The 17,745-nt window shown below is 56.7% G+C and carries 14 protein-coding genes and 1 pseudogene; 5 read left to right on the forward strand and 10 right to left on the reverse strand.

Going from position 1 to position 17,745, the window contains the following annotated elements; genetic code table 11:
• Positions 1 to 131 precede the first annotated feature (131 nt).
• Together repB and repA are read right to left on the reverse strand one after the other, a co-directional pair.
• A complete protein-coding gene (gene repB / locus CU102_RS14980) occupies positions 132 to 1,118 on the reverse strand; it encodes a plasmid partitioning protein RepB (protein ID WP_106711903.1) in 987 nt (328 codons plus the stop codon).
• Positions 1,115 to 2,338 (reverse strand): plasmid partitioning protein RepA, encoded by a 1,224-nt coding sequence (repA, locus tag CU102_RS14985; RefSeq protein WP_106711904.1) that lies wholly within the window; start codon positions 2,336 to 2,338, stop codon positions 1,115 to 1,117. The genes repB and repA overlap by 4 nt, the downstream gene beginning before the upstream one ends.
• 397 nt (positions 2,339 to 2,735) lie before the next feature.
• Here repA and CU102_RS14990 point away from each other — a divergent pair, with 397 nt between their 5' ends.
• On the forward strand, positions 2,736 to 3,395 hold the full coding sequence (locus CU102_RS14990) for a dihydrofolate reductase family protein (RefSeq protein ID WP_106711905.1): 660 nt from the start codon (positions 2,736 to 2,738) through the stop codon (positions 3,393 to 3,395).
• An 83-nt stretch (positions 3,396 to 3,478) separates the two neighbouring features.
• On the opposite strand, the gene CU102_RS14995 is transcribed toward CU102_RS14990, so the two are convergent.
• Positions 3,479 to 4,279 carry a class I SAM-dependent methyltransferase gene (locus tag CU102_RS14995; protein ID WP_106711906.1) on the reverse strand — a complete coding sequence of 267 codons (801 nt, stop codon included), beginning with the start codon at positions 4,277 to 4,279 and terminating at the stop codon, positions 3,479 to 3,481.
• A 704-nt stretch (positions 4,280 to 4,983) separates the two neighbouring features.
• Here CU102_RS14995 and CU102_RS29885 point away from each other — a divergent pair.
• The 3 genes and pseudogenes from CU102_RS29885 to CU102_RS30840 all read left to right on the forward strand — a co-directional run bounded on the left by CU102_RS29885 (position 4,984) and on the right by CU102_RS30840 (position 6,213).
• A complete protein-coding gene (locus CU102_RS29885) occupies positions 4,984 to 5,145 on the forward strand; it encodes a hypothetical protein (protein ID WP_166648428.1) in 162 nt (53 codons plus the stop codon).
• A 116-nt stretch (positions 5,146 to 5,261) separates the two neighbouring features.
• Positions 5,262 to 5,780 (forward strand): annotated as a pseudogene (dapA, locus tag CU102_RS30835) (4-hydroxy-tetrahydrodipicolinate synthase); the annotation flags it as partial.
• A 37-nt stretch (positions 5,781 to 5,817) separates the two neighbouring features.
• Positions 5,818 to 6,213, forward strand: coding sequence for a dihydrodipicolinate synthase family protein (locus CU102_RS30840; RefSeq protein ID WP_245520343.1), 396 nt, complete (start codon positions 5,818 to 5,820; stop codon positions 6,211 to 6,213).
• A 473-nt stretch (positions 6,214 to 6,686) separates the two neighbouring features.
• Here the strand turns inward: CU102_RS30840 and CU102_RS15020 are convergent, their stop codons facing one another.
• The 7 genes from CU102_RS15020 to CU102_RS15050 all read right to left on the reverse strand — a co-directional run bounded on the left by CU102_RS15020 (position 6,687) and on the right by CU102_RS15050 (position 15,379).
• Positions 6,687 to 7,136 carry a PTS sugar transporter subunit IIA gene (locus CU102_RS15020; protein WP_106711955.1) on the reverse strand — a complete coding sequence of 150 codons (450 nt, stop codon included), beginning with the start codon at positions 7,134 to 7,136 and terminating at the stop codon, positions 6,687 to 6,689.
• Positions 7,137 to 7,192: 56 nt separating this feature from the next.
• Positions 7,193 to 7,885 (reverse strand): response regulator transcription factor, encoded by a 693-nt coding sequence (locus CU102_RS15025; RefSeq protein ID WP_106711909.1) that lies wholly within the window; start codon positions 7,883 to 7,885, stop codon positions 7,193 to 7,195.
• Complete coding sequence (locus CU102_RS15030) at positions 7,882 to 10,584, reverse strand: sensor histidine kinase (protein WP_106711910.1); 2,703 nt, start codon at positions 10,582 to 10,584, stop codon at positions 7,882 to 7,884. The genes CU102_RS15025 and CU102_RS15030 overlap by 4 nt, the downstream gene beginning before the upstream one ends.
• Positions 10,585 to 10,645: 61 nt before the next feature.
• Complete coding sequence (kdpC, locus tag CU102_RS15035) at positions 10,646 to 11,215, reverse strand: potassium-transporting ATPase subunit KdpC (RefSeq protein WP_106711911.1); 570 nt, start codon at positions 11,213 to 11,215, stop codon at positions 10,646 to 10,648.
• 12 nt (positions 11,216 to 11,227) lie between these two features.
• Complete coding sequence (gene kdpB, locus CU102_RS15040) at positions 11,228 to 13,330, reverse strand: potassium-transporting ATPase subunit KdpB (protein WP_106711912.1); 2,103 nt, start codon at positions 13,328 to 13,330, stop codon at positions 11,228 to 11,230.
• Between the two features lie 221 nt (positions 13,331 to 13,551).
• Entirely contained in the window at positions 13,552 to 15,255 is a 1,704-nt protein-coding gene (gene kdpA, locus CU102_RS15045; protein ID WP_106711913.1) for a potassium-transporting ATPase subunit KdpA, read from the reverse strand.
• 34 nt (positions 15,256 to 15,289) lie between these two features.
• Positions 15,290 to 15,379, reverse strand: a complete 90-nt coding sequence (locus CU102_RS15050; RefSeq protein ID WP_106711914.1) for a K(+)-transporting ATPase subunit F — start codon at positions 15,377 to 15,379, stop codon at positions 15,290 to 15,292.
• 710 nt (positions 15,380 to 16,089) lie between these two features.
• Between CU102_RS15050 and ccoN the strand changes: the two genes are divergently transcribed.
• Positions 16,090 to 17,745 (forward strand): cytochrome-c oxidase, cbb3-type subunit I, encoded by a 1,656-nt coding sequence (gene ccoN / locus CU102_RS15055; protein ID WP_106711915.1) that lies wholly within the window; start codon positions 16,090 to 16,092, stop codon positions 17,743 to 17,745.

Consider the following 17,745-nt stretch of genomic DNA (forward strand, 5'->3'; position numbering starts at 1 on the left):
TTAACGCTTGACAGTGATTCTCGGAAATGCGATTCTCAAGCTGCTTAGACTTTGAGAGGGCTTCCGGGACGCAGTTTCGGGGGCCTTTTCTTTTGTGATCTCGCTCCAGTTAGAGTTGTGTTATACGCGGTTCAACTGTGTTCGCGGCGATTGAAAGCCGCGTAGATTTCCGGCAAGTGCTCAATCAGGTAGTGTCCGAAACCCGGCGTCATCGCTTCATTGATAATCACCCGGGTTTTGGCGTCAGCCTGCTCGATCCTGGCAAACGCCTGGCCCTCCCTGGATTTGAGCGGGTAAATATAGGCTCCCGATTTCTTCTTCGGCATCAGGCTTTTGAGAAGCAGCGCGAAGCGTGCATCGCTGTCCAATCTGAAGAGCAACTCCATATCGACACGCTCTTTCCAGTGACCCGGAGTCTCCTGCAAAAGCTGTGACAGCTGCTCCCAGCGCGGCCGGCCAACCTTGGGCGCGGGACCAATGGCCTGTATCAGATCTTCTGGCAGCGAATTAGCAACGGCAATCATGGTCGACAGATTGCCCTTATGCACCGACAAAGCTGCCATCAGCGCTTGTCTCTCAATACCATGCGCCTCAAGTCGCGCCGCAAAGAGGGCTCGCTCGATAAAGGACAGATCCTTGCGCTCGAGGTTTTCCTTGCCCTGCGCTACAATCAGATCTTCATCGGACAGATCGCGGACAATCGCCTTGACCGGGCGACCAATAGCTTTCAGTGCAGCGAGGCGGCGATGTCCATAAGCAACCTGGTAACGGCTGTCGTTCCGTGGATTGGGGCGCACGAGGATCGGCACTTGCTGGCCATGCTCCTCAATGCTTGCCCTCAATTCTTCGAACTCGGCTGTATCAACATCATCGAGACGGTCCCGGATGAACGAGGCGTCAATCAGGTCGGGCTCGATGGTGATCACATGTTCGCCGGAAGCTAATTTTTCGCGCAACGCCTGTGCTTCGTCGGCATCGTCCGAAAGGCTTTGCAGCGACAAACCCATGGCTTTCAGGGATCCGGACTTCTGCGCCGGTTTCGCCAGGCGATGCTCGGTTTGCGACGCCTCATTGATAGGCGCCATCATGGCTTTCAGGGCATCTCTGCGTTTATTCATGGTGATCTGCCCCACGCTTCGCGCACCAGACCCTCAATCTCGAAATTGACTGCATCGAGCGCCTCAATGGCTCGGTCATAGGTCGCGCGGGTAAAATATTCGCGGCCGACTTCGTAAAGAGTCTGCTTTGTGAGGCCCGCATCGGCAATGGCAGTGGACTTCAACAAGGCATTGGTTAAAACGCGTTCGCCGAACAGGCTCTTCATAAGTCCCACGATCTGACCCTGCGGACCGTCACTCGGCTCGTAGCGTGTAATCACATAACGAAAGAAGTCGTAGTCAGCATCGCCGCCCGCCTGCTCGACCACGTCCAGTAATCCGGCAGTCATATGAAGAAACTGCGACATGGATGCCACGTCGAGCATCTGTGGGTGGATCGTAACAAGGACACTACGAGCGGCGCACAGCGCAGACAACGTCAAGAAGCCCAAGGACGGCGGGCAATCGAGCACGACCACATCATAGCGATCATCCACGGTATTAAGGGCGCCGGCGATACGGGAGAAAAACAGGCGTTCCGCACCACGCCTTTTTTCGGCAAGAATGCGCGGCGTATCGTGCTCGAATTCCTGCAGCTCCAGATTGCCCGGAATGATGTCCAGCCCGGCAAAATAGGTCTTGCGGATGATGTCAACGAGAGGGCGTTGCTGATCATCGTAGCGGATTGCGCCATAGATCGTATCGTTCTCTTCAAGATCAAATTCCGGCTGAATGCCGAAGAGGGCAGAGAGCGAAGCTTGCGGGTCGAGATCGATAGCGAGTGTACGATATCCCCGCATGGCGAAATATTGTGCCACGTGTGCAGCGGTCGTGGTTTTGCCGGAGCCGCCTTTGAAGTTGGTCACGGCGATAACCTGCATATGTTCATTGCCCTGGCGACCGGGCAGGTAGCTCTTTTTCGATTTCGCCAGATGGCGGCGTATTTCATGAACTTGGTCGAGCGAGTAAAGCCTGCGCCCGCCAGGAGTCTTTTCCGCCTCCGGACCTTCACCTGCTAATGATAGATGCCGTATATAGGCGTCTGTAATGCCGATCAGCTTGGCTGCCTCGCCGGACGTGAACTTGCGCAATTCCTTTTGTGCCGTAGGTGGAAAAGCACGCGAACGCAGTTCCTGGAGCTGGGCGCTCAGCAGATCGGCGTCTGCTTCGACCAGACGCGTCAGGGAACGCACCTTCTTGCCGGTACGATGACTCTGGTCTTTTTCAGCTGGAGACAACATAAACGCTCTAAATCCAATTTCTGCGATCAAAGCGTAAATTCAACTGAGTCTGCGTGAGTCGTCAAGCTGTTTAAGGCTTCAACCGAAGTCCGCCGGCTCCAGGCTGACAGTACTCTAATTTTTTTAGAATATTTCGCAGATCCCAACATTACTCGATTCGACTCTCGATTCTGTGCGCTCTACGTTTTCCCCACAAGGTCAGCTGCAGTGTTTTTCCAAAGCAATTCAATAGAATAGGCACCGGTCAGCAACCGCTACCCCTCCGTGCGGAGTCCCAACTCCGAAGACCAACCGCTATGGTGGGCTTCGATATTTTCTCTTGATCATTGTCGGCATTGGTCAACCCCGGACGTTCTTGGTGTAGGAACATGACTTTAACGACCGAGGAGAGTGAAAAATGAGAAAGGTTATTGTTGGGGCATTTGTAAGCCTTGATGGAATCATGCAGGCCCCAGGCGGGCCGCACGAAGATCCTGTTGGTGGTTTCAAGTATGGCGGCTGGCTCGTTCCTTATTTTGACGAGACGTTGGGAGAAGCGGTGGGTGAAATGTTTGAGAAACCGTTTGACCTTCTGCTCGGCCGAAAGACGTACGACATTTTCGCGGCACATTGGCCCTATGCAGGCGCCGACGATCCAATTGGTTTCACGTTCAATCGCATTGCAAAGTATGTCGCGACACGAAATCCGGGCTTGAAACTCGGCTGGCAGAACAGCCAACCCCTTGGCCCTGACGCAGCCGGAGCAGTCAATAACCTGAAGAATGAGGAAGGACCGGATCTGTTAACGCAAGGCTCGACTGACTTCCTGCAAACCCTTTTCAGCAATGAACTCGTCGATGAGCTGAATGTTTTCATCTTTCCGGTTGTCCTTGGGAGCGGCAAGAAGCTATTCGGTGAAGGTACCAACCCAACCGCTTTGAAACTCGTCAGTTCGAAAGTTTCCGGCACCGGCGTTACGATCAACAAATATGTTCGCGGCGGCCAGGTCATGACCGGTTCATTTGCATTCGAACAACCATCAGAAGCGGAATTAGAACGGCGAAAGAATTGGAGGTAACCCTTGGGGCGGCTCTGCAGTCAAACTTGGCACCCCCGGCGTCCCAATTTCGGAATGACCGTGGACGCGTTCCAGGCGCCGGGTCATGGCACGGTGCCCCGGCAGGCCCAGGCGACGTTGGCAAAAGACCTCGGGCCGTCGGGCTGCCCGGCCTCGTAGGCGTCGCGCACAGCGGCGTCGGCCCGCGCCCGTTCGTCGGCGTCGAGCGTGGCCACGTATTTGCCAAGCGGCCCTTCGCCTGCGGCAATTGGCGCCCAGTAATCGTCGAAGCTTGAGTAGTCCATACGGACCATAAGCTGGGTTTCCGTAACGTCCCTGAGACCCTGTTCGACAAAAGTCTGTTTCATTTCGCCTGGTCGCATCATGGGCTGGAAGCAATAGCGTGCGCGCAGCTGGCGCCCACCTTCGCTGAGTGCCGCCACCGTGTCGACCATCATGCGCATGCCGGGCATTCCACCGAGATGGTCCCAAACGGCCGCCGCTACGATACCGCCCGGGCGAACTGCACGACGCATCTCGGCGACTGCCTTGCTGGCCTCTGGCACGAAGTGAAGCACGAGCAGCGCCAGGGCACGATCGAACATGCCGTCCTCGAAAGGCAAGGCGCAAGCATCCGCTTGCCGGATATTTATGCGTGGGTCGGTGTTGCGCCTGATCGCCTCCGCGACAAAGACTGGAGAGTAGTCGATCGCGGCGATCTCTTTGAGATCGCCAGTCCTGGCGAGCGCGAAGGTCAAGCTGCCTGTGCCGCAGCCGACGTCGAGAATTTTTTCGCCATCCGCCAATCCGGCGAAATCGATGAACAGGGGCGCCAGTCTTTGGCTCCAGCGGCCCATGAGTTGCTCATAGCCAGCCGCATCGTGGACGTTGAAACTTGAGGTCATCGAAATCTCCACACATGTGCACGCACAGGAACGTAGACCCTTTGTCGGGTTCTTGCCAAGGCACGGGAGCAACGCAGGTGCTCGGATAACCGATCGAGAATTGGACGTCAGTTTGGCGATTGGTCGCATCGAACGAGCAGTTTCGACCGCAATACGTCAGGGAGCGTTTCCAATGCGGGCAGGCACGCGAAAATACAACGCAATCAGCGCCCTCCTGCCTGGCGCGGCGGTTGGAATCATCCACCAAACATCAGACAGACAGCGCCATCGCCGTCACCAGTACGGCAAGCGAGGCAGTAAAGACCCATACTGCCAACTCAGCATCGTTCGGCCTGATCTTGGCGGTGTTAGAGGCAGGCAATCTGGTGCTGGGTTTTGCTTAATAGGCAAGCAACACGGCCACAACGAAAGCCAGAAAAAGTGTAAGGTCGCGCATCGCATTCATCTCTACGAAATCGGTCATTAGCGGCGATACTATAGAGTAATGCGGCATATGAATTCCATTGGAGGTCACGTTCTCTGATATAAAGATCCCATATAGTTTTATCTCTTGATAGATTTCGATGGAGAAGTATTGCAGACAAAACCTTATCGGCAGAATGATTTTATACTTTCTTGATACCATTGCTTAGGGCCCGCAATGGAATTCCTATCGACGGCCATGATATTTCTTCCCATGTACTCAACAACCAGGAGTGCGTGGAATGACCACGACATCTAATGCCGTCTTGCCACACAACCAAACGGCCGCAACGAACTTCCTGCGTAGACACCGGGTAACGCTGATGACCTTAGCGGCGCTTGGCGCGCTGCTGTCAGGCGTCGTTACCCTCAGACTCTGGATCGCCCTGTCTCATATGCTCTGACACGTGAAGTGGATTCCGATCCTTCGCCGCCTGCGAGATCGTGTGGGTCCAGGCGTCAACACACACAATCCAAGAGAAAACTCATGATCAGCAAATCTTCACGACTGACGGGCGTGATGACCGCCCTCATCACGCCCTTCAAGGACGGCATCGTTGACTATGATGCCATTGCCAGCCTGTCGGATTGGCACATACAGTCCGGCATCAGCGCTGTTGTCCCCTGTGGAACCACGGGAGAAGCAGCCACACTGGCGTGGGACGAACGCCTGAAAATCATCAGAACCTGTGTCAAGACTGCGAACGGCAGGGTTCCGGTGATCGCGGGTACGGGCACAAACAGCACTGAACTCACCATCGCCCACACTTCCGCGGCCCAATCGTGTGGTGCAGACGCTGCACTCATCGTAACCCCATACTACAACCGGCCGAGCCAGGAAGGTATCGTGCGCCACTTCGAGGCGATTGCGCAGCGCGTGAAGCTGCCGATCATCGTCTACAATGTGCCATCCAGAACCGGCGTCGATCTATCGTTGCAGACACTCGCCAGGCTTGCCGAGATCCCCACGATCATCGGGATCAAGGACGCTACGGGAGAAGTCAGGCGCGTTGAAGAGATGCGCCGGGCCTTTGAGGACCGGTTTGTCCTTTTGTCCGGCCATGATGCGACCTGCCATGCCTTCAATCTGTTGGGCGGCGACCGGGACCATCTCCGTCATCGCCAACGTGCTGCCGCACGTTTTTGTTGCCCTGCACGATGCTTGCCGAAAGGGCGATTGGTCGACCGCGCGATACATTCAACAGCGAATGCAGCGAGTCTTGAAGGCCTTCGACCTCGATACAAACCCATGCCCCGTCAAGTATGCGCTAAAGCATCGTCGCGGCATGAGCGATGAGCTTCGCCTACCGCTGGTTCCTGTATCAACCGAGACTGAGTTGCAGATCCGATCCGCGCTGGACCAGCTCGGCGGTACCGGCAGCCAGGATCAAAGTGACCCGACCGACGCGATTTTCAATTCGATCGAAACCCCTGCCGAACCTCAGCCTGTTCCGTTGGCCTGGCGGCTGTAGGCCGAGCCGAGATCGGCTTGATACGATTGAAGTCAACAAATCAAAAACAAATTGAAGCGCTTCAGGCTGCCTGAAGCTGAAAGTGAGAAATCATGGCATATGCCCTCAGAGATCACGACAACTCAAACTTGTGTTGCCGCTTCCTCGTCGGTCGCAATATGGACGGCTGCTGGATCGTTTGCGATCGGAAGCGCTTGATCGGCGGCCTTTTTGCAGACAGGCAATCAGCCGTGCACTTCGCTATTGCTCAAAGCGATCATCTGCCGGGCGCTGTGTGGTGCGCCGATGACAACGACTGCCTCATCGCCGATCCGTGGCAAGATCTGAACGATTCGAGCTCTCCTTCCAGAGCTGCCATCGGGTCAGCTTCCATTTCCACGATCACCCGGAGCCCGCGTCGAAACGTTGATCGCGCTCAGCGCAAACGCGCCTGACAATAGTTACCGGAAAGGAGCTGAGGGCCGAAGGTACAACTACGGCAACGAAACAAATAAAGTATACAGTGATTGCGCATCTTTGGCCGTCCTCATCTGCTTGAGTGCGCCTGGTGACCGCAGCTTCCTGGAGAAGGCCGCCAGGACATTGAGATGCTTGTTTGTGTCCCGGTTCGGTGTCAGCAACACAAAGATAATATCCACCGGCAGGTCATCGATCGATTCAAAATCGATCGGTTTCCTCATCCTTGCGAGCAACCCGATCGGCTTTTCAATTCCGTCAATGCGTGTATGCGGAATGGCGATGCCCTGCCCAACTCCGGTAGATCCGAGATTTTCCCGCTTTTGCAATGCCGTCAGAATTGCGTCCACCGGAAGTCCCGAAGGTTTGCTCAGGCCGGCCGACATTAATTGCAGAGCCTCTGTTTTGGACGAAGCGTCGAGGTCGAAAAGGACACCCTCCGGTGCGATGTAATCGGCCAGTTTCATTTTCATTTCAACTCTCAAATTGCGCCATTCGCGATAATCGGGAAATGCGCATATTCCTATTCCGTTTCCCTGAGGCGGTAGCCGACGCCTGTTTCGGTCATGATATATTGTGGCTGGTCGGGCAATCGCTCGATTTTTTGCCGAAGCTGGCGCACATACACGCGTAAATATTGCACGTCTGTCGTGTCACCCCACACCCGGTCGAGGAGAAACCTGTGGGTCAGGGCCTTACCAGCATGTTGTACAAGAACGCGCAGGATTTCATATTCCTTCGGTGACAGTTTCACCTCGTTCCCGTCCACTTTAACGATGCGTTTGACCAGATCGACCGAAAGCCCGCCGGTCTCGAAGATCGGTCTTTCCCCCTGTTGCTGCAGCCGGTGTCGTAACGCAACGCGAATCCGGGCGACGAGTTCATTCATGCCAAATGGCTTCGTCACATAATCGTCTGCACCAAGCTCAAGCGCTTCGACGATACCCTTTTCATCCGTCCGGCTCGAAAGAATGACAACCGGAAGCTCCGCCCCTTCGTCGCGCCATCGCCGGAGCAGGTCGTGACCGGACATGTCGGGAAGTCCAAGATCGAGAAGAATGAGATCTGGTTGAATAATTCGGACCTGTTCGATCGCAGTACGGGCACTCTGCGCCTCAGAGACACTATAGTCTTGCGTACTGAGGCCTACCCGCAGCAACTTGCGGATCGGCGCTTCGTCATCGACGATCAATATTTTGACGTTCGAGTTGGTCATGAATATTCCGGATTCGGCGTTTCTTTCGGTATGGGCATTCTGATCGTGAAAATCGCTCCCGAACGATCAGCCCTGCGTTCTGCTGTAATTGTGCCACCCATGGCTTCGATAAAGCCGCGTGATATTGACAGGCCAAGCCCCGTGCCGGCTGTCACCTGATCTCCCTTTCTCACGCGATAGAACGTATCAAATACTCGCTCCAGATCCTCAGCGGGGATGCCGGGCCCCTCGTCCATCACGTGCAGGACGACCCAACCGGCATCGGTCCAGGCCCGAATTCGCACCAAAGATCCTTCCGGTGCATATTTGGCGGCATTGTCCAGGAGGTTGAAGAGCACCTGTTCGAATAAAACCGGATCCGCTCTCAGCATCGGCAAGTCGGGTGGGATGGCGACCTCCGTCTTGCGCAGACCTATAATTTTCTTCGCACGGCTCAAGGCTGTTCCCACGATGTCGCCCACATAATGAAGGCCGACGTTCGGTTCCATCGCTCCAGATTCGATTCTGGTCATGTCAAGGAGGTTGGCAATAAAGCGATTGAGTCTTTCGGACTCATCAATAACCGTGGAGAGTAGCTCTACCCTCGCCTCGTCGGGAAGCGCGGGCGCAAATTCCTTCAAAGTGCCTGCGGCCCCCAAAATCGCGGCAAGCGGGGTCTTCAGGTCGTGAGAGATCGAGGTGAGGAGCGCCGAGCGAAGGCGGTCGGCTTCCGCAGCGAGTTTGGCACGGTCTACATCGGCAGCAAGCTGTGTTCGTTCAATGGCGACTGCTGCCTGGTCAGCCAGGGCGTCGAACAATCGTTGCTGTTCAGGTGTGAGGAGCGGTCCCTGCTTGTCATTATCCAGACCGATGACGCCGACGGCCATGCGTCCAGTCCGCAGCGGGAGATAAAGTCGTTTAGCACCTGGCAATGTGTCGGCACCTCGGCCCGCGGCCCGATTGTTCTCCCAGGCCCAGCGTGCGGCAGCTATGTCTGCATCGACCAGTGTATCATCAGGCGGATATCCCGCCTTTACCTCAATGGTACCATGTTCCGGCAAGAGGAGCACAACCCGCAGCTTCAGCATGGATGCGATCTGGAACGCAGTCGCCCAGAGTACATCATCGAGCGTTCCGGTTCCTGCCAACTTCTTGCTGAACAGATAAAGATCTTCGGTCGTTCGCGCGCGCTGGCGCGCTGCTGCAGCCTGGCGCTGAACCCGGGCCGTCAGATTACTGGCGATCACGGCAACGCCGAAGAAAAACCCCAGTGCGATCACGCTTTCCGGATCACTTATGACAAGCGTATAAAGGGGCTCGAGGAAGAAAAAATTGAGGACGGCGGCACTCAATACGGAAGCAAACAATGCAGGCCAGAGGCCAACTGTCACCGCCGATGCCAAAACGGCCATGAGAAACACGAGGGCGATATTGCGCACATCCAGCACCCGCGACAGCAGCAAGCCGACCATGAGTGCGCTTGCGACATACGCCGTGCTGAGCAGATAGGGTTGGAGCTGAAAACTCTTGCCTGGAGCATCTGCAACGCCGCGGTTTGGTATAGCGGGATCCTGCTCGTTTCCCGATATGACGTGGACGCTGATGTTGCCGGCGTAGCGGATCAGATCGTGACTTACCGACCCTTCAAACAACTCGCGCCAACGTGGCTTACTGGGCTTGCCGGTGACAATGTGCGTGACATTGTTTTCTCTGGCATGGCGTGCAATCTCTTCGGCAGCGTCACGTCCAGGCAATGTCACGGCATCACCGCCCAACTGGGTCGCAAGGCGCAAGGTCGATGCGATACGGTCCCTGTCTGTTTCCGACAGCCGCGTTGAGCGGTGTGTCTCAATGTGGACTGCCGTCCACGGCGCGCGAAGTCTGTCGGCCAGTCGCCTTGCATAACGGACGAGGGACGCACCTCGCGGTTGCTCGTCTATGCAAACCAGGACCCGGTCACCCGCGGCCCAAGGTCCCGATATCGCATTCGCCTGCATGTGAGTGAGGAGCTGATCGTCGACACGCTGTGCAGTGCGCCGAAGCGCCAGTTCCCTCAAGGCGGTCAAATTACCCGGCGAGAAGTAGTTTTCGATCGCACGCTTGGCGGTGACCGGGACGTAGACTTTCCCCTCCTGCAGACGCTTGATCAGATCTGCAGGCGTCAGGTCGATGATTTCCACCTCATCTGCCTGGTCGATGACAGAATCCGGCACCGTTTCCCGGACCCGTACTTTTGTTATCTGCGCAACGACATCATTCAGGCTCTCGACATGCTGAATGTTCATCGTGGAAAAAACGTCGATACCCTGGGCCAGAATTTCCTGGACATCGATGTAACGCTTTGGATGACGGCTGCCGGGGGCATTGGTGTGGGCAAGTTCGTCAACCAGCACCAGGCTCGGCCGCCGCGCCAGGATCGCGTCGAGATCCATCTCTTCGAGGTGATGGTCCTTATAATTGACCGGCCTGCGGGCAATAACCTCAAAACCGTTTACCAGGGCCTGGGTCTCTTTGCGGCCGTGCGTCTCCACTACTCCGATCACCACGTCCCGTCCGTCGGCAATCGCGGCCCGGCACGCCATCAGCATTTCATAGGTCTTGCCCACACCGGGCGCTGCTCCGAGAAAAATCTTCAATCGCCCGCGGGTCTCACGCTCCGCATTCTCAAGAAGCGCATCCGGTGATGGTCTTCTCTCGGTATCGCGGCTGTCGTCGGGCATTTGTGGTTTCTCGCATGAAGGAGCCGGAGATCTGCTACCAAGATCCCCGGCTCTTATTCAACTACTGTGCCGCCAGGCCATCAAGTGCCTGATTGAGCGCCAGAACGTTGACTACCGGCTCACCCATGAAGCCGAGTTCACGGCCCTGAACATGCTGGTCGACCAGCTGGCGGATACGTGTCTCGTCCAGGCCACGAGCCCCGGCTACTCTTGATACCTGGAAATAGGCCGCTTCCGGTGAGATATGGGGATCAAGGCCGCTACCCGACGTGGTAACGAGATCGATCGGAACAGCCGCATTCGGATTGGTCTCCTTCAACGCGGCCTGGTCGGTCCTGATGCGATCGATCAGTTTCGGATTGGTGGGTCCGAGGTTCGAGCCACTGGAGGCCGCAGCATTGTAACCATCGCCCGCCGCGGACGGCCGACCATGGAAGTATTTGTCACTTGAGAATGCCTGACCGATCAATTCCGAACCGATGACAGTGCCGTCCTTTTCGATCAGGCTGCCATTGGCCTGGCGAGGAAATACGGCTTGTGCAATTCCGGTCATGCCCAGAGGGTAGATGAGGCCGGTGATGACCGTAAGAGCAATCACAATGACGATCGCGGGTCTGAGTTGTTTGAACATTTGTATCATCCTTTAAGCGAGGCCAAGGCTCGTGATGACCACGTCGATGGCCTTGATGCCGACAAAGGGCACAATGACACCGCCGAGGCCGTAAATGAGGAGATTGCGTCGCAGAAGAGCGGCTGCACCGATGGCCCGGTATTTGACGCCCTTCAGCGACAATGGGATGAGCGCAACGATGATTAGAGCATTGAAGATGATCGCCGACAGGATGGCGCTCTGCGGGGTCTGCAGTCCCATGATATTAAGAGCACCGAGCTGCGGGTAGAATGCCAGGAACATCGCCGGGATAATGGCGAAGTATTTCGCGATATCATTTGCGATGGAGAACGTCGTCAGCGCACCGCGGGTCATCAGCAACTGCTTGCCGATACCCACGATCTCGATCAGCTTGGTCGGATCGCTGTCGAGATCAACCATATTGCCGGCTTCGCGCGCTGCCACTGTACCAGTGTTCATCGCCACGCCAACGTCCGCCTGAGCGAGTGCCGGTGCATCGTTGGTGCCGTCGCCGCACATGGCGACGAGCTTGCCCTTCGACTGTTCATCGCGGATGAGGGAAAGCTTGTTCTCAGGTGTGGCCTGGGCAAGGAAATCGTCCACGCCAGCTTCCGCCGCGATGGCTGCCGCCGTCAGCGGGTTGTCGCCGGTGATCATCACCGTTCTGATACCCATCTGCCGCAATTCGGCGAAACGTTCGCGAATGCCGCCCTTGACGATATCCTTGAGGTGAACCACGCCCAGCAGCTTGCCGTCGCGCACGACTGCGAGCGGCGTACCACCGGCCTTGGCGATCTGATCAGAAATGCTCTGCAAATCGCGTATGGTTTCGGAGCTGGCGCGCGTTCCGATTGTTGCAACCGCTCCTCCCCCGGCGACCGCTGCGCCGGCCGCGGATTGATTGACATAGGCGAGAACGGCATCGACAGCCCCCTTGCGGATCGACGAGCCATCGATGTCAACACCACTCATACGGCTCTGCGCCGTGAATGGCACAAAATGGGCATGCAGGGTTTGCATGTCGCGGGCGCGAATGCCGTATTTTTCTTTCGCAAGCACAACGATCGACCGGCCTTCAGGCGTCTCGTCGGCCAGCGAAGCAAGCTGCGCGGCATCAGCCAGTTCCTGTTCCGTCACGCCTTTGACCGGAAGGAGTTCCGTAGCCTGGCGATTGCCAAAGGTGATCGTACCGGTCTTGTCGAGAAGCAGCGTATCGACGTCACCGGCGGCTTCAACCGCACGCCCGGACATGGCGAGGACGTTGAATTGGATCAACCTGTCCATGCCGGCAATGCCGATTGCCGACAAAAGCGCACCAATCGTCGTCGGGATCAGTGTCACAAACAGGGCGACAAGCACGACGACCGGAATGGCACCACCCGCATAGGCAGCAAAGCTTGGGATGGTTGCCGTTGCCAGAACGAAGATCAGCGTCATGCCGGCAAGCAGAATATTGAGGGCGATCTCGTTAGGTGTCTTCTGACGCTGCGCGCCCTCGACAAGGGCAATCATGCGGTCGATGAATGTCGAGCCCGCTGCTGCGGTGATGCGGACACGCAGCCAGTCGGACAGAACCTGCGTTCCTCCGGTGACCGCAGAACGATCGCCGCCCGACTCCCGGATGACGGGCGCTGATTCACCGGTGATCGCCGATTCATTCACCGATGCGACACCTTCGATGACCTCGCCGTCGGACGGGATAATGTCGCCAGCTTCGACGAGAACCAGATCGCCAACCTTCAGGCGTGTGCCGGGCACCAGCTTGAAACCGGTGTCTTTCTCGCTGGAGAGCAGCTTTGCCTGGGTCTCGGTCCGGGTCTTGCGCAGCGAATCCGCCTGCGCCTTGCCGCGGCCTTCAGCCACCGCTTCGGCGAAATTGGCAAAGAGCACTGTGAACCAGAGCCAGAGGATGATCTGGAACGTAAAGCCGAGACTTTGACCGCCGGTGACCACGTCCTTGAGAAACAACACCGTGGTCAACAAGGAAACCACAGCGACGACAAACATCACCGGATTGCGGATAAGGCTGCGTGGGTCCAGCTTTTTGAAGGCGCCGCCGATAGCGGGTAACAATATGCGAGAATCCATGAGGCTCGCTGATTTGGACTGGCTCATAATGAGACTCCAGTTTGAAGTTCCTGTGGTTGCAGACTGGCCATTCAGGCCGCTGCAAATATGTGGGAAAGGACGTAGGCGGCCAGCCACATGATGAACATCATCACTGCCATGCCAAGGAGGATATCCGAGGCCCGGGCCCGGCGGCTCGCCCCTCGCGCCCGTTTCCCGGCATGAGGTTGATGTTGAACTGCAGATGACTGGGGCGCATTGCTCCCTCCTTAGAATGTCTGGCCGAGGCCGAGAGCGAGGTGTTCGACGATCGGTCCAACGGCAAGCGCCGGGAAGAAAGTTAAGCCACCGACAATCAGGATGACACCGACCAGCAGACCGACGAACAGCGGACCATGGGTCGGGAACGTGCCTGCAGATTCCGGCACGGTCTTCTTCATCACGAGAGATCCTGCGATCGCCAGGGCCGGGATGATGACAAAGAACCGCCCCATCCACATGCCGATGCCGAGCGTGATGTTGTACCAGGGCGTGTTGCCCGTCAGGCCACCGAAAGCCGAGCCATTGTTCGCTGCCGCGGACGTGTAGGCATAGAGGATTTCCGAGAAACCATGTGGACCGGCATTTGCTATCGAAGCGACCGCAGAGGGCAGAACGGTGGCAACTGCGGTAAAGCCAAGCATTGCCAAAGGCAGGCAGAGAACGGCCAGCATCGCCATCTTGACTTCCTTGGCTTCGATCTTCTTGCCGAGATATTCCGGTGTGCGGCCAACCATCAGTCCGGCCACAAAGACCGCGATGATCACGTAGAGCAGGATACCGTAAAGGCCCGCGCCGACACCGCCGATGATCACTTCGCCGAGCATCGTGTTAATGAGCGGGATCATGCCGCTGATCGCCATGAAGCTGTCATGCATTGCGTTGACCGCACCGCAGGACGCGGCCGTGGTGATGACGGCAAAGAGCGCAGACAGGGCAATACCGAAGCGCGTTTCCTTGCCTTCCATGTTGCCGCCATCGATGCCAAGGGCATGGACCAGCGGATTGCCAGCGGCCTCGCCCCAATAACAGACGGAGACGCCCGCGAGGAAAAGCACGCCCATGGCAGCAAAGATCGCCCAGCCCTGGCGCTGGTTGCCGACCATCCGGCCAAACACATTGGTCAATGCCGCACCGATCGCAAAGATCGTGACCATCTGGATGAGGTTGGAGATGGCATCGGGATTTTCGAAGGGGTGGGCTGAGTTGACATTGAAGAAGCCGCCGCCATTGGTACCAAGCATTTTGATCGCGAGTTGCGAGGCAACCGGACCGACGGCAATCGTCTGCCTGGCACCTTCTAGCGTTGTTGCATCAACATAGGTCCCGAGCGTCTGCGGGACGCCGAGATACACGTAAACGAGCGTCAGCACGATGCAGAGGGGCAGCAGGATATAGAGCGTGCACCGGGTCAGATCGACCCAGAAGTTGCCGATCGACGTGCCCGACGCGCGGGAAAAACCGCGGATCAGCGCAATGGCGATGGCAATGCCGGTTGCTGCAGAAACGAAGTTCTGAACGGTCAGGCCGGCCATTTGCACGAGATAGGACATCGTGCTTTCGCCGCCATAATTCTGCCAGTTGGTGTTCGTTACGAAGCTGACTGCGGTGTTGAACGCAAGGTCAGGTTCGGTCGCGCCCATTCCTGCAGGGTTGAAGGGCAAGCCCCCTTGAAGCCGCTGCAGAAGATAAAGAACGATGAACCCGGCCAAGCTGAAAAACAGCAGCGCTGCCGTATAGGTGGTCCAATGCTGTTCTTCGCGTTCGCTTGTGCCGGCAAGACGATAAAGGCCTCGCTCAACGCGAACAAAAACAGGCGAAAGCAATGTGCGATCGCCATTGAAAACACGCGTCATGTAGCCGCCGAGCGGCTTCACGAGCAAGATGATGATCCCGCAATAGACGAGGATCTGTAACCAACCGTTGAGAGTCATGGGAATAGCTTTCCAGGCCTGGCGTCAGATGCGATCAAAAGCGCTCTGGGCGAATAAGGGCATAGGTGAGATAGGCGAGAAGGAACAACGTCACAGCGCCGCCGAGAATATAATCGATAGTCATCCGGCCATCCTTCCAGTCAAAGAATATCGCAGGCTTTGGTATAAGCCAGTGACAGAACAAGGAACAAAATCCCTAGCCCGAGAACAATAACGTCCATCGAATCGAACTCCTTTTGCATTGCTGTGCCGGCGTCAGATCGGACATTGGGCACGCAGTAAGACGTTGAATTTACGCACCCTGGAGTCGCGCGCTCGTCGCCTCACGAGCCCGATCAAACCTGCCCGCAAGACGCAAAATGAATCTCATCAGCTGCCAAAGCGCTATTGCTCAAGCTCACTGATTGCGCGGAGTATCATTCAAAGGGGCATATCAATTCGAGACGGGATGAATATGAAAGATATAAAATTACTATAAGGATTCTCATATTGGCGGTTGCGGATCAGTTGGCTACCCCCAACCTCGAAGCGACGGTAGCCGGGCAACGATCCTCGCAACGACATCATAGACTTTGACCGCTTGAAGGTCAGAGATACGCTGCAAATCCAAGCAATGACTGGGAGTATCCGACGCCTTCTCTGCTCAGGCGTCGCAGTCATTTTATCCTGCTGACCGTTTGTTACAGTAACGTACTTCACCGACAGCCAATGATAGGAAATGCTTTCACGGATTGCAGGTATACCGTGAAGTGAATGCGTTGGACGAGTTGCAATGGTCTCTACGCCTCGCGGCTGCGATTTAGATGCGCACATCATTCTCGGGGGTAATTCGGAATGATCTCACAACTCACCGGGACCGAGCGCGTCCTTGCGGCGCTGACGTTTCTCCTGCTGGTACTGTTCGGCATGGCGATGGCGGTCGCCGGCCGCGACGATCTTATCGGACCGCATGGCTGGATTATCGCGCTGAGCGGAATGGCCGGGATCATCGCCCTGCTCCGCGCCTATGGCGCGCCTGAGCCTTCGCCTTCCCGCCTGTCTGAGTATTATGATGACCCCAGTAAAGCCGGCATTGTCCTGACTCTAATCTGGGGCGTTGTCGGCATGCTCATCGGCGTGTGGGTGGCGGCCCTCCTCGCCTGGCCGGAGCTGACGTTCGATACAGAATGGGCAAGCTTTGGCCGTCTGCGTCCCGTTCATACGAGTGGCGTCATCTTCGGATTCGGCGGCAACGCACTCATTGCGACGTCATTGCACGTCTTGCAGCGCACGACCCGAGCACGGTTGCCCGATCAGTTCAGTCCGTGGTTCGTCCTTTTCGGCTACAATTTGTTCTGCGTGCTCGCCGCAAGCGGCTATCTGATGGGCATCACCCAATCCAAGGAGTACGCTGAGCCGGAATGGTATGCGGACATCTTCCTGGTCATTGTCTGGGTCGTATATTTTTCGATATATATCCGCACGCTGATGCGCCGCAACGAACCACATATCTATGTGGCGAACTGGTACTACATGGCCTTCATCCTGGTGATTGCCCTTCTTCACATCGTCAACAATCTGGTGGTTCCGGTCTCGCTCGGCCATGCCAAGAGCTACTCGCTGTTCTCCGGTGTCCAGGATGCGATGACGCAATGGTGGTACGGGCACAATGCTGTAGCATTCTTCCTGACCGCCGGCTTCCTCGGCATGATGTACTATTATCTGCCCAAGCGGGCCGGCCGTCCGATCTATTCGTACCGGATGTCGATCATAAGCTTCTGGGGCATTACATTCATGTACATGTGGGCTGGGTCGCATCACCTCCACTACACGGCGCTTCCGCATTGGGTGCAGACACTTGGAATGGTATTCTCGGTCGTCCTCCTGGTCCCGTCCTGGGCTTCGGCAGGCAACGCCCTTCTTACGCTCAACGGGGCCTGGCACAAGGTCCGCGACGATGCGGTCCTGCGCTTCATGATGCTCGCGGCCATCTTCTATGGTCTGACGACATTCGAAGGATCGTTCCTGGCGATCCGCGCGGTCAATTCGCTGTCTCACTATACGGACTGGACCGTTGGCCATGTTCACGCGGGCGCGCTTGGCTGGGTGGCCCTTATTTCCTATGGGTCGCTTTACGCTCTCACCCCGTGGTTGTGGAAGCGTCCCGCCCTCTACTCGGCCAGACTGGTCGAGTGGCACTTCTGGCTGGCCCTGGCTGGAACGGTCATCTACGTCTTCGCAATGTGGAATTCGGGCATCATTCAGGGGCTGATGTGGCGCACCTACAACGACAGCGGGACCTTGAATTATTCCTTCGTCGATTCGCTCGTCGCCATGCATCCCTATTATATTGCCAGAGCCTTTGGCGGTCTGTTGTTCCTGATCGGAGCGGTCATCGCCCTTTACAATATAGCGATGACCATCCGGGAGCCGAGACCCGTCGCAACGGAATCGGCTTCAGATATTCCGCTGGTTGGGCAACCAGCCTCTGCTGTTCAGGCAGGAGAATAG

Source organism: Phyllobacterium brassicacearum (genome assembly GCF_003010955.1).
Taxonomy (GTDB): Bacteria; Pseudomonadota; Alphaproteobacteria; order Rhizobiales; family Rhizobiaceae; genus Phyllobacterium; species Phyllobacterium brassicacearum.